At 37.3% G+C, this 12,634-nt stretch carries 9 protein-coding genes; 6 read left to right on the forward strand and 3 right to left on the reverse strand.

What is annotated here, in order from left to right; all coding sequences use genetic code 11:
* Positions 1 to 4,251: an amino acid adenylation domain-containing protein gene (locus E7276_RS02005; protein WP_294213093.1), complete on the forward strand. Its 4,251-nt coding sequence runs from the start codon at positions 1 to 3 to the stop codon at positions 4,249 to 4,251.
* Between the two features lie 204 nt (positions 4,252 to 4,455).
* Here E7276_RS02005 and E7276_RS15155 read toward each other — a convergent pair whose 3' ends face one another.
* Positions 4,456 to 4,929, reverse strand: a complete 474-nt coding sequence (locus E7276_RS15155) for a prepilin peptidase (protein ID WP_442960436.1) — start codon at positions 4,927 to 4,929, stop codon at positions 4,456 to 4,458.
* Between the two features lie 68 nt (positions 4,930 to 4,997).
* On the opposite strand from E7276_RS15155, the gene E7276_RS02010 reads away from it, so the two are divergent.
* The 5 genes from E7276_RS02010 to E7276_RS02030 all read left to right on the forward strand — a co-directional run bounded on the left by E7276_RS02010 (position 4,998) and on the right by E7276_RS02030 (position 9,086).
* On the forward strand, positions 4,998 to 6,053 hold the full coding sequence (locus tag E7276_RS02010; RefSeq protein ID WP_294213094.1) for a tetratricopeptide repeat protein: 1,056 nt from the start codon (positions 4,998 to 5,000) through the stop codon (positions 6,051 to 6,053).
* A 151-nt stretch (positions 6,054 to 6,204) separates the two neighbouring features.
* Positions 6,205 to 6,681 carry a nucleotidyltransferase domain-containing protein gene (locus tag E7276_RS02015; protein WP_294213097.1) on the forward strand — a complete coding sequence of 159 codons (477 nt, stop codon included), beginning with the start codon at positions 6,205 to 6,207 and terminating at the stop codon, positions 6,679 to 6,681.
* Positions 6,674 to 7,009, forward strand: coding sequence for a HepT-like ribonuclease domain-containing protein (locus tag E7276_RS02020; protein WP_294213099.1), 336 nt, complete (start codon positions 6,674 to 6,676; stop codon positions 7,007 to 7,009). The genes E7276_RS02015 and E7276_RS02020 overlap by 8 nt, the downstream gene beginning before the upstream one ends.
* A 15-nt stretch (positions 7,010 to 7,024) precedes the next feature.
* The gene (locus E7276_RS02025) at positions 7,025 to 8,062 is read left to right on the forward strand and encodes a tetratricopeptide repeat protein (protein ID WP_294213102.1); all 1,038 of its coding nucleotides are present in this window, start codon (positions 7,025 to 7,027) and stop codon (positions 8,060 to 8,062) included.
* A gap of 64 nt (positions 8,063 to 8,126) precedes the next feature.
* Positions 8,127 to 9,086, forward strand: coding sequence for a tetratricopeptide repeat protein (locus E7276_RS02030; protein ID WP_294213105.1), 960 nt, complete (start codon positions 8,127 to 8,129; stop codon positions 9,084 to 9,086).
* An 83-nt stretch (positions 9,087 to 9,169) separates the two neighbouring features.
* On the opposite strand, the gene E7276_RS02035 is transcribed toward E7276_RS02030, so the two are convergent.
* Both E7276_RS02035 and E7276_RS02040 read right to left on the reverse strand, forming a co-directional pair.
* The gene (locus E7276_RS02035) at positions 9,170 to 10,072 is read right to left on the reverse strand and encodes a tetratricopeptide repeat protein (protein ID WP_294213108.1); all 903 of its coding nucleotides are present in this window, start codon (positions 10,070 to 10,072) and stop codon (positions 9,170 to 9,172) included.
* 429 nt (positions 10,073 to 10,501) lie between these two features.
* On the reverse strand, positions 10,502 to 12,556 hold the full coding sequence (locus tag E7276_RS02040) for a methyl-accepting chemotaxis protein (protein WP_294213109.1): 2,055 nt from the start codon (positions 12,554 to 12,556) through the stop codon (positions 10,502 to 10,504).
* Positions 12,557 to 12,634 lie beyond the last annotated feature (78 nt).

The following is a 12,634-nucleotide window of genomic DNA, read 5'->3' on the forward strand; positions in this document are numbered from 1 at the left end:
ATGGAAAGATATCCGCTTACCCAGACACAGTTAGGAATCTATTTTGACTGGCTCAAATTTCCTGACTCCACTATCTATAACATACCTTGCCTTTACGAACTTGATACAGAGGTTGATATGCAAAGACTGGCAGATGCACTCTGTAAAGTTGTCGAGGCACATCCCTGCCTGTCTGTGACATTTGAAAAAGGAGAAAACGGAGATATTTTTGCGGTAAAAAATATTCCGGCAGTTTCTTCATATCCTGTAAAGAACTATGAGCCGAAACTAGAAGAACTTGTAAGACCTTTTGATCTTCTGTCAAGGGAACCTTTGTACAGATTCGACCTGTTTGATTATGAAGGCAGAAAGAGTCTTTTCATTGATACACATCACATAATAAGTGACGGAAGTTCAATTAGTATACTTCTTGATGACATTAACGACGCATATGATAAAAAAACGTTGGCAGCCGAAAAGTACACGGGTTTTGACAGGGCGGTTGATGAAGAAAAGATGAGAAATTCTCCTCAGTACCAGGTGTCAAAATCTTGGTATGATAGCATCTTAAAAGGGTGCGACGCCGTGACCCTACCGCTGTATGAAAAAACCGATTCAACAGAGACGATAGCAACAGACGAGCGGCAAGGAAGTATATCGGCTGAGGTGGTACGTAATTACTGTGCAGAAAACAACGTAACCACGAACGCCTTTTTCACCTCGGCATTCGGTCTGGCACTGAAAGCATACACTGGAAGCGAAAGCGCCATATTTGCAACCATATATAATGGTAGGATTGATCCAAGGCTTGAGCGGTCAGTGTCGATGTTCGTAAAGACTCTGCCCGTACTTCTTGTTGCAGACCGCGAGAAATCGGTTCTTTCTTATGTTGAGGAATGTCAGTCTTATCTTGTGAACGCCATGGTAAATGATATTGTCAGCTTTGCTGAGATTCACAGGGATTATGGGATAAGTGCCGATGTACTATTTGCGTACCAAGGGGAGCGTAAACCGGAGATTACACTTTGCGGCGGTAAGGCATTAGAAACCGAACTCCCTGTTTCCCAGGCGAAAGCACCGTTCGGCCTTGATATAGCCTTAATGGATGATGCAATACTGTATTCCTTCGAGTATGATCCTGCCTGCTACAGCATTTACACGATAAACGGGTTCTGTGCAACCCTCGATAATGTGATAGCGGAGATGCTGAAGAAGGAAAAGTTAAGTGACATATCTCTTGTTACAAAAGAACAAGAGGATACTATTAAGAATTTGTATGACACAGCATTTGTTGTTAAGGAAAGACCTGCATACAGATTGCTGCAGGACGCTGCTGCCGCCAATCCTTCAAAAACAGCTTTAATTGCAGCAGACAGGAGTCTAACATATGGTGAGCTGAATGAGGAAGCAAACTGTGTCGGACATATGCTTCGAGAAAACGGTGTCGCACCGGAATCGATAGTTGCTGTTGTGGCGGATAGGAATAGCTTCGCATACGTTATGAGACAAGGCGTGTTAAAAGGTGGCGGTGCATTCCTTCCAATAGATCCGGAATATCCCCAGGAGCGTATAAGCTTTATTCTGAAGGATTCTGGAGCAAAGCTGATTATCACCGAAAATGCCATACTGGAGCGTAGAGCCCAACTGTTCGAATCTGTCAGAAGGACAGGAATCACGGTTATAAGCGTAGAAGATGCCATTGCAGAATACGATAAGTCTGATCTTAATGTCGATGTTCCTTATGATGCTCTTGCCTATGTTATATATACGTCGGGGTCAACCGGAACACCAAAGGGTGTGATGCTTACCAACAAAAACCTCGTAAACTTTGTTGATGATAACGAGAAAAATCACGAAATCAGGGGGTATACACAGTACGGTCATACAAGCCTTGCAATAGCGGCCCTTACATTTGATTTTTCCGTCATGGAGGAGTTCGTCCCGTTAGCGAACGGGATGACGGTTGTGCTAGCAACCCATGAGGAGATAATGGATCCTTACCGTATCTCACAGCTCATGATACAAAATCATGTGGATGTTATGAGCTGTACGCCGGGTTATATTATGAACATGCTGGACATGGAGGTATTTCAAAAAGCAGTTTACGGACTTAAGGCCATTGATCTTGGAGCCGAAGCATTTCCTGCAGCATTGTTTACAAAGCTAACAGAGATAGTTCCCGATATCCATATCATGAACGGATATGGACCTACGGAAGCGACCATAAGCTGTACCATGAAGGTGATAACTGAAAACGACAATATCACCATCGGCATGCCAAATGTTAATGTGAAGGCTGCCACCATAGACCGTGACGGGCGACTGCAGATTCCAGGTGCCGTCGGAGAACTTGTGATTCTCGGTGACGGCGTAGGAAGAGGATATATCGGACGTGATGATCTTACGCAAAAGTGTTTTATCAAGATGCTTGGTATGAGAGCCTACAGGACGGGTGACCTTGTCAGAATCCTGCCTGATGGACAGATAGAGTATCACGGAAGAATTGACAATCAGGTCAAGCTTCGTGGACTTCGCGTGGAACTTGGCGAGATAGAGAGCGTTCTAAACTCATACCCGGGTATCAGGTCTAGCATCGTAATCGTTGCAAAAAGAGAGACTGAATACCTGGCAGCGTACTTCACGGCGGACAATATAATTGATATTGACTTACTGAAGAAGCACCTTTCCTCTAAGCTCACAGCATATATGGTTCCGCAGGCATTTATGCAGCTTGACGAGATGCCATTAACCGCAAACGGAAAGATTGACAAGAAATCCCTTCCAGAAATAAAGGGTACCGAACCGAACAGGATACTCAAAAAAGCCGAAACTCGGACGGAGAAGAAAATCCTTGCACTCTTCAAGAAGACGCTGGGGCTTGAGAATATCGGTATCGATGAGAGCTTCTTCGAACTAGGAGGGACATCGCTCACAGCAGCCAGACTGATGATGGCTGCAATAACGGACAATATTCCAATTGTATTTCAGGATGTGTTTAATAATCCTACGGTAGAGAAGCTGTCAAAGCTTGTGGAGGAGAAGTTCGGTGAGGAGTCTGTAGTCACGGAAGCATCAGCGGAGAAACAGGAAGAACTGGAGAAAAAAGGTGACCTGTCTGATGCTCTCAGATACAATAACGCAAGGTACGTGGATGAGATAAAACCTGGTACTCTTAAAAATGTACTCGTTACTGGTGCAACGGGATTTCTTGGCATGCATATCGTAAATGAACTCCTGTACAGTGACGTGAAAAAGATATTCTGCTTGGTGAGAAAAGGCAGGGGCCCGGTACAAAACAGACTGGCATCAACTTTCTTTTATTATTTTGATGAGTATGAGGACAAGATAAACGATGACAGGATTGTTGTCATCGAAGGCGATATAACAGATGATAAATGTATGCAGAAGCTCGAGGGACTTGATTTTGACACCGTGATAAACTGCGCTGCATGTGTCAAACATTTTGCAGATCCGGTATTTTTAAAACACATCAATGTATACGGGGTGGATAATTTAATTGCTCTGTGTACAAAAAAGAAGGCACGGCTTGTACAGATGTCCACCGTGTCGGTTGCCGGGGACAACCTAAAAGGCATGAGCGGGGAAGGTGTTCTTACGGAAGAACGTCTTGAATTCGGGCAGGATGTTGAGTCCAACAGCTATGTCTATTCCAAATATCTTGCAGAACAACATATCCTGAGTGCTATCGCATCCGGAGAACTTGATGGCAAGATAATACGTCTTGGAAATCTTATGAGTAGACATGTGGATGGTGAATTCCAAATCAATTTCCGTACGAACAACTTTATGAACACCATAAGGGCATATGTTTTTATGAAGAGTTTTCCGATGCAGCAGATGGATGAGGTGGATGAGCTCTCACCAATAGATGAGGTTGCAAAGGCAGTTGTGCTGCTTGCTTCTGTTGACAGGAAGTTCACGGTATTTCATGCCTACAATTCACACACGATAGAAATGGGTGATATCATTGAGGCACTTAAAGAAAGTGGGTTTGATATCTCCGTAATCGATGAGACCGATTTCAACCGACGTTTGAAAGAAGCTGTGGCTGATGAAAAGCGTAATCAGTTCGTCGCACCACTGGTTGATTATAACTTGGATGATGATGAGATCAGAAGCGAAAATGAAATCAGTAATGCGTTTACTGTAAAGGCTCTGTACAGACTAGGATTTAAATGGTCTATAACAGATAAGGATTATCTGAAGAAAGCGACAGAAATGCTGAAAACACTCGGTTTTTTTGAGAGCTGATTAAGATGAAAATGAAACAAGCTCTGAGAGCTGCACGGCGAGGCGTGGTTGCCTAGCATAGCAGCATCCTCGTTTTGATTCTAGAAAAAGACCTTGTTTTTTATAAAGTCGATGATAATAAAAAACAAGTTACTATTTACGCAGTGGTGGATCAAAGGCAGGATTACTTGAGTATCATAAGAGGATTATAATACACCGAGGTAATCATAATTCCAATAACAAATAAAAGAATCCAAGAAATCCAAATATAAATACATTGCTAAACAAAGAGACTATCGCAGAGCGAACGAATCTAATTTTGCGAGGTCTCTTTATTAGTATGATAGTTACCTTCAAAATTTCATAAGCTACCACATTAATCAGTAACGCTGTGAAGGAATACTTAAATATCGTATTTACGAATGTGAAGAATAAAAAAATGCCTACTTCGAGAATATGATCGATTTTTGGAATAGGACTCTTGCAATACTTGCATTTTCCACCATTAATGTAGAATGAAAAAATTGGCAACTGATCTGCAGCAGATAGTTTATGATTACATGCTGGGCAATAGCAATCAAAAGTAAAATACTTTTGATACGAATCTGAGACTAATCGTGATATATCAGTAGTTGCATAAGCGCTGACTATATAGGATGCAATTATTATTGAAATATAAATTATTGATGTCATGAACATAGGCTACCAAGCATTTGATTAGATGTCAATTTAAATAAAATATAAATGATAAAGAATAGGAGTATGTAATGGATACAGCATATTTAAATGAGGGCAATATGCCTGAGAACAAAAAGAAGAATAATAAAAAGCTAATAATCATAATAGCCATAGCGCTTTTGGCACTAATTGTAGGAGGTATCTTTTTATTTGGAGGCAAAGGAAAAAGTCTCGAGCATTATCTAGACCTTGGTGATAAATATCTTGATGAAGCCAACTTTGATGAGGCTTTAGCAGCATATGACAAAGCCATTGAAATCGACGATATGTGCGTTGAAGCATACTTAGGTAAGATTGAGGTATTAATTCGTACAGAGAAGTTTGATGAAGCATTAGAGGTTGCTAAGGAAGGCTATGACAACACCGGCGATGAGCGTTTAGCTGAAAAAATAGAGATGCTGGAAAGTGGAAATATCTCTGACTCAGAAGGGCGAATTTATAAAGAAACATTTAGAGATGCAGATGGCACTATTTTAGGATACAACGAATATACATATGATTACGAACATGATGGCAGATCATTAAAAGCGATTCATTATGATGCTAATGGAAAAGAAGCACATTCTGTAGAGTGCGAGTATGACGATAAAGACTTTGGATTAGTGACCTATGGTACTGTACATCCGGAGGGGACCCTTATCGAGTATCATAATACATATGAAAATGGAAATATTACGCATTGTTCGTATGAATATTTAGGCTCTCATGGTGGTGGTGAGGTAGATAGGTATTACGATGGAGACTTATGCGTAAAGGAAGTTGATTCTCATTATTATGATAATAATGAGCCGGTAATAACTATACGTACTTATGAATATAACAGCGATAACAAAATTATAAAACAAACCTATTCAGATGAAGATGGTGAAATCATAGGATATGATACATTTTCTTATGATGAGAATGGAAATGAAGTAGAATATGCTCATTATTCCAAAGATTATAATACTACCACTGGACAACAAAATGATAGTTTTTCGTTAACAAATCGAACAGAAAGCGTATATAACGATGAGGGGACATTGATAAAATCAGTCACTTACGATGGTGATGGAAATGTTATGAGTTCTATAGATTATCAGTAAATAAGTAGTGTGGGTAGTTTTCTTATAAAAGTGCAAACTTAAAAGCAAGGTGCAAAAATTACACCATAATTTTGCAAGGAAGGGCAAATTTTGCACCTGTTGTTTAATAAAGTGCAAATGTGTAGTATAATCTCATTAATAGGAGGCGCATATGGCTGAAACATTAAAAGAGATTAGAAAGGAAATTGGGTATACCCAGACTCAGGCGGCAGAGTATCTAAATGTATCATTAAGATCATACAAATCATATGAAAATGATATTGATAAGATTGATACTATAAAATATTCATATATGCTTGAGAAACTTAGTAAGTTAAATATAGTTGATGAAAATCATGGAATACTATCATTAGATTTAATAAAAAACAAATGCACAGAGATTTTCAAGGAATATGACATTGAGTATGCATATTTATTTGGATCTTATGCAAAAGATAAAGCTAAGGATGATAGTGATGTGGATTTACTCATTTCATCGACAGTAAAAGGAATAAAATTTTATGGACTTGTTGAACGAATAAGCCAATCCTTAAAGAAAAAAGTAGACTTGTTAGATTCTGACCAGCTTGTCGATAATCCTGAATTATTAAATGAAATATTAAAGGATGGAATTAAGATATATGGATAATGTAAAAAATGACCCTTATTATCTAGATAGAATGAAAACAGATTTGGAGTTTATCAATAGAAATATGCTTGGAGTGACTAAGCCAGAGTTTGAAGAAAATGAAATTCTACAGGACTCTATGATGTTCAGACTTATTCAAATATCAGAGAATGCAAGAAAACTTTCAGAGGAATATAGAAACAAGAATTCTATCATTCCATGGAAAGATATATTTGGGTTAAGAAATAAAATAGTACATGACTATGGTCATGTTGATTTGAAAATTGTTTATGAGACTTTAACATATGATATACCTGATGTTTTAGAAATGGTTAAAACATGTAAATAAAGAATAGGAGTACTAATGGACTCAGCATATTTAAATGAGGGCAATATTCCTGAGAACAAAAAGAAGAATAATAAAAAGCTAATAATCATAGTGGCCATAGTGCTTTTGGCACTAATTGTAGGAGGCATCTTTTTATTTGGAGGCAAAGGAAAAAAGCTCGAGCATTATCTAGACCTTGGTGATAAATATCTTGATGAAGCTAACTTTGACGAAGCTCTAGCAGCTTATGACAAAGCCCTTGAAATCGACGATATGTGTGTTGAAGCATACTTAGGTAAGATTGAGGTATTAATTCGTACAGAGAAGTTTGATGAAGCATTAGAGGTTGCTAAGGAAGGCTACGACAAAACAGGCGATGAGCGTTTAGCTGAAAAAATAGAGATGCTGGAAAGTGGAAATATCTCTGACTCTGATGGTCGAATTTATAAAGAAACTTTCTATGACGAAGATGGTTCCATTTTAGGGTATTGTGAAAATACATATGATTATGAGCACGATGGTAGAGTATCATCAGTAACAAGATACAATCCAAATGGAAGTTTAGATCAAACTATTGAGTATAAATATGATGAAAATGGAAATGCAATTGTAAGTAGCGGAGCTTCTGGAGAAGAGCATTATCTTACCTTGATAGAGTCTGAATATAGTAATGACCTTATGACATATTCAAAGTGGACTTATCATGATGGACAAGTTTCAGAAACGAATTATTTTTATGATGATAATTTATGTGTAAAAGAAGTCCAGAATCATCTTGGCTTTGAAAATGAAAGATATACTGAAACTATATATATTGAATATGATAATGATGAAAATGTAGTAAAACGTACAGGTGAAAATGAGAATGGTGATATACAGTGGTCAATAACTTATTCTTATGATAAAGAAGGAAATATGACAGAATCATGTTCATATAATCGTAATTACGATAGTGGAGAAGGCGAATTAGTATTTTCTGGTAGAATTGTCTATTCATATGATGGAGATATATGTACTGGTTATATAAAATATGATGCTGATGGAAATGTGATTGGTTCCGTAGATTATCAGTAGAAAATAGCTGAGAATACGATATACTCTTTACTAACGATAAAAATTAAGAGATGGATATTGTAGAATGACAAAGAAACGAAAAATAATTATAGCATTATTAATTTGCCTAAATCTTGTTGCGGCATCTGTTGATGGATTCTTATTTTTCAATATGAAAAGTGAGACCGCTGAAATTTCAGCAAATCTAGATTTGGGAAATAAATATTTATTAGAAGGAAATTATGAAGAAGCCTTGAGTGCATACAAGGACGTTATCGCAATTGATGCGAAGAATATTGACGCATATTTAGGTGCAGCAGATGCTTATATTGCAATGGGAATGTATGAAGAAGCAGATGCAATTTTGAAGGCTGGTTACGAGAACACTCAGGATGAAAGACTAATTGAAAAACAAGAAGAAACAAACACTATACTTGAAGCATATAAGGCATATGCAGACTATCTTGAAACATGCGATTTTGGCTGGGAATTTCAAGTTGGTGAGTATGAATACGAGGATTTTTATTTTGAAGAAACAAATAGACTTGTATTTTCGTTGGTATATATAGATGAGGATAATATTCCTGAACTAATATATGGAACTACAGAAGCCGTTCATGGATCAAATATTTATATATTAAAATACGATAACGGAACAGTGTATAGTATAGGTCCAATTGGTACCTATAATACTACGTTCTATCAGAAATTTAATAATTTTATGATGGATGAAGAGCCTGGACATATGGGGTATACCGCTGAAGTTTATTTTAAAATTAATGATGATAATGAGTGGGAAAGAGTTGCATATACCTATACATATTATCCATATGAATATGAGGATGAACCAGAAGAAACCAAATATTTTATCGGAGCTGATGACAAAGAAGTATCAGAGCAAGAATATAATGACGTTATAGATGAGCATTCAAATGAAACAGAATTCATAACATGGTCATGCTATGATAATGAAGACAATCATCCTTTTATAAATGATGAGAATATAGAAAAACTCAGATTAGGTATGATTGTAGTTGAGGAATAATTTAATAATAAAAAACAATTTAGGCGATTCAGCATTTAGCTGGACCGCCTTTTATTATAGTTTTACTATTTAATTCATCCAATCTACTCCAAACCCATCGCTATTCCATATAAAGAACCATTTCTAATATCAAAGGTTATATATTTTTCGCCATCTGAGTATTTCAGCAGTATACTTCCATTTTCGTGTTGAATAGACAAAGACTTACCTGTCGATGAAGTGTATGTGTTGTTTGTATCGTTTATTTCATCAACTGATAGTGGACAGGAGATATTTGCCAATAGACTGTTTATATCATCTCCAATTTTTATAGAATCAGAGCAAGTAATACTTGAATCATTAACAGCAATAAAAGATATAATATTTGTATCAACCGGGGCAGAGAATAGATAACCAAATTCCATTTCGTCATGACCGCTATTTGGATTATCGAAGTAAGGCATTGAATATACTGTATCGTACGTATCTTCGTTCATTAAATTTGATTTATAGTCACTACGGCTACTGTAGGCCGCTTGGGCTTCATCTATTGTCGATTGACCCAAAGAAATACTATCAGCAGTAAATGAAATTATGAGAGAATCTACCCAGTCTGCGTCTTCTGAAGAGGATGGATTTGATTCATTACTGTCGTTATTTAATCGTTTTATTTGATTGATTTTATCTAAGATTACGTTAGAACCAGTTAAATCATAACCGTTGTTTAAAATCGCCAATGCACTCTCAACATCATCTTTGCCAATATATGCATCAGCCAAACCAATGTATGCATTTATACTCATATCATCAATTTTCAATGCTTCTGTGTATGCTGCGATAGCATTGTCGTAATCCTGTTCTTCTAAATATTTGCCACCAAGATCCAGATATTTATCTATGTCATTTGAATTAGACTTGGATAAAAAAGCAAAAATCCCACAAATCAATAATATTAGTATGGCAATTACAATAATAATTATTTTTATCTTAGAATTGGTGATAGGCATATAATTAAGCTCCTTTGAATCTCAGATTATTACACATTGTTTATCAACAACATTCTACCATATGGGTAGTAATAGATGTTATGAAAAAACAAAGGATTATTTTGAAGTGTGGTGTGGCATAACTACATGACCTATTTCGGAAAGTTACGTGGAAATGCAGTTAACCTAATAAGATACACGTAGTTTTTCATTCAGAATATAGATGTAGACCTAATATATCGATATATACATACTCACATGTGTATTTGTGTGTCGCAATACGGATAATTTAATCCGAGATAATACTCACTTAATCCATTTTACGCAGTTCTCTACGTGTATAATCCCTAATATTTTAAATATCCACGTAGACATAAAAAATAACATGGGTTTTAGAGAAGGAATAAAGAAAAGCCACCGCACCGGTGGCTTTTCCTGTATCATCCTAATCTACGATTCGATATTATCTAGAATTTTTTGAGAAGCATCAATTGTAAATCTAGTTAAATTATCATTGATTGTATCAACTGCATTAGATACTGATGTTGCAGCCATTGCAACCTTTTCACTGGAAGCGGCAACGTCCTTGGATGCTGCTGTAACAGTATCAACGTTATTGGCGATTTCCTGAGTGGCTGCTGATTGTTCTTCGGAAACAGAAGCCATATTTGTAGCAACATCGTTAACCTGACGCATTTGCTCAGCCATGTCATTGAGAGTGGCAGATGCAGCACCAAGCTCAGTGGTAATCTCTAAGAATGTATCTGCAGCGGAGTTGATAGACTCAGCACTATTGTTAATGAGTTCTGTGTTGGCTTCAGACTTCTCAGAAAGGTCCTTTACTCTGTCGGACATTTGCTTGATAATATCTGCAATCTGATTTGTTGCATCAGCAGAGTTGTTTGCCAAAGCTCCGATTTCAGTCGCAACAACGGCAAAGCCTTTACCTGCTTCACCAGCTCTAGCTGCTTCGATACTTGCATTCAATGATAATAAGTTGGTTTGAGAAGAAATAGAGTTAATCAAATCAACTATCTGTGTAATCTGCTGAGCAGCGTCATCAACACTAGCTACCGCATCAGCCATATCGCTCATAGAAGCAACGATATGATCCATTCCTTCAGAAACAGACTTCATATCCTGCTGACCAACATCAGCCTTCTCTACTAAATCACGCATAGTGGCTTCAATCTGTTCCTCGTCATTTGTAACATCAGCAATTGTCTGTGCAAGAATAGTGGCATTTTCTGCTACCTCTGTTACCGCATGTGCCATATGGTCGATATTTTCACTAATCTGATTCATTGAAGCAGATTGATTATTAGCAGCAGACTCCAAATCTTCTGCCGTATCCTTTGAGGTTTGTGCGTCCGCAAGAAGATTGTGTGAAACAGTTTTGATTTCGTTTAGACTATCACGCATTCCATTTACGAAATCTCCCATGGCAGTATTCATAAACGCAATCTCATCGTCGCCTTTAGATGAGATATCAACGGTGAAATCACCATTAGCAATCTTTTCGATATTCTCAGTAAGTGCTGTGACAGGCTTTTTAATCATATTTGAAAGAACACGAATCATAACAAATACTACGATTAATACAGCTGCTACAGTAAACACTGCAAGAATAATCATGATTTTATATAGTGTAGCAAGAACCTCTGGCACCTTTGCAAATGCAATAACTTGCCAATCAGTTCCTTCAACAGTATTAGAAACCATGTAATATCTAGTACCGCCTGCCTTTACTGTTTTAACAACACCATCTTCTTCCTGAAGGAATGTTTCTGTTCCGGCTAAGAATGAGTCGTTAGGATTATCAGCAATAGAGGTACCACAAACGGATGTATCTGAATAGGTTAGAATCAATCCATCATTTGTAATCATCATAACACCGCCAGATTTGTACAGTTTTACATTATTTAATGTTTCTTGAACGCTTCCCATAAATAAATCACAGGCGAAACATCCTTCACGTCCATCTTGAAGTTGTACATGTCTGATAACAGTTGCACAAAGTTGACCTGTAACTGTATCAAAATAAGGAACGTCATAGTAATAGAACCAGGAATTATCAAAGCCCATGGCCTCAATGTACCAAGGCTTTTCGGTAATGCCGTCCATTTGGAATGTAGGGTCAGAAGGATAGAAGAATGAGCCATCCTCTAATGCTAAGTATGCACCAGTAGGAATCATATCGTAACGTCCTACGGTCTGCATGAGGTAGTCCATAATCTGCGAATCATCTTCGAAATTTAAACGTTCAACAGAATCTGCAATACCATTTAGATAATAGAATGTGGAATTTAATTCTCTATTAACCATTCCTGCATCAGCAGAAACTTCGTTCTTTAGAGAAGTATCAATCAGGTCAATAATCATGTTGTAGCCGAATCCTGTTGCTATACCTTCGGCTAAAAGAGTACTAAGTACAAGCAAAGTAGCAAATACAAGAGTAAGTCTCTTGCTGATAGCTTTAGGTGCTTGTTTCTTTGTTTTGGACATATTTCATCCTCCATTTCATAGTGCAAAACCAAATTGTATGTTGAGTATACAGCCTTGAAATGAAGAAACTGTGAAATA

The sequence above is a fragment of the Pseudobutyrivibrio sp. genome, from assembly GCF_015057185.1.
Taxonomy (GTDB): Bacteria; Bacillota; Clostridia; order Lachnospirales; family Lachnospiraceae; genus Pseudobutyrivibrio.

Bases quoted from the DNA above. Each gene is read 5' to 3' on its own strand.
- E7276_RS02005 (WP_294213093.1), top strand. From the start codon at position 1: ATGGAAAGATATCCGCTTACCCAGACACAGTTAGGAATCTATTTTGAC.
- E7276_RS15155 (WP_442960436.1), bottom strand. From the start codon at position 4,929: ATGTTCATGACATCAATAATTTATATTTCAATAATAATTGCATCCTAT.
- E7276_RS02010 (WP_294213094.1), top strand. From the start codon at position 4,998: ATGGATACAGCATATTTAAATGAGGGCAATATGCCTGAGAACAAAAAG.
- E7276_RS02015 (WP_294213097.1), top strand. From the start codon at position 6,205: ATGGCTGAAACATTAAAAGAGATTAGAAAGGAAATTGGGTATACCCAG.
- E7276_RS02020 (WP_294213099.1), top strand. From the start codon at position 6,674: ATGGATAATGTAAAAAATGACCCTTATTATCTAGATAGAATGAAAACA.
- E7276_RS02025 (WP_294213102.1), top strand. From the start codon at position 7,025: ATGGACTCAGCATATTTAAATGAGGGCAATATTCCTGAGAACAAAAAG.
- E7276_RS02030 (WP_294213105.1), top strand. From the start codon at position 8,127: ATGACAAAGAAACGAAAAATAATTATAGCATTATTAATTTGCCTAAAT.
- E7276_RS02035 (WP_294213108.1), bottom strand. From the start codon at position 10,072: ATGCCTATCACCAATTCTAAGATAAAAATAATTATTATTGTAATTGCC.
- E7276_RS02040 (WP_294213109.1), bottom strand. From the start codon at position 12,556: ATGTCCAAAACAAAGAAACAAGCACCTAAAGCTATCAGCAAGAGACTT.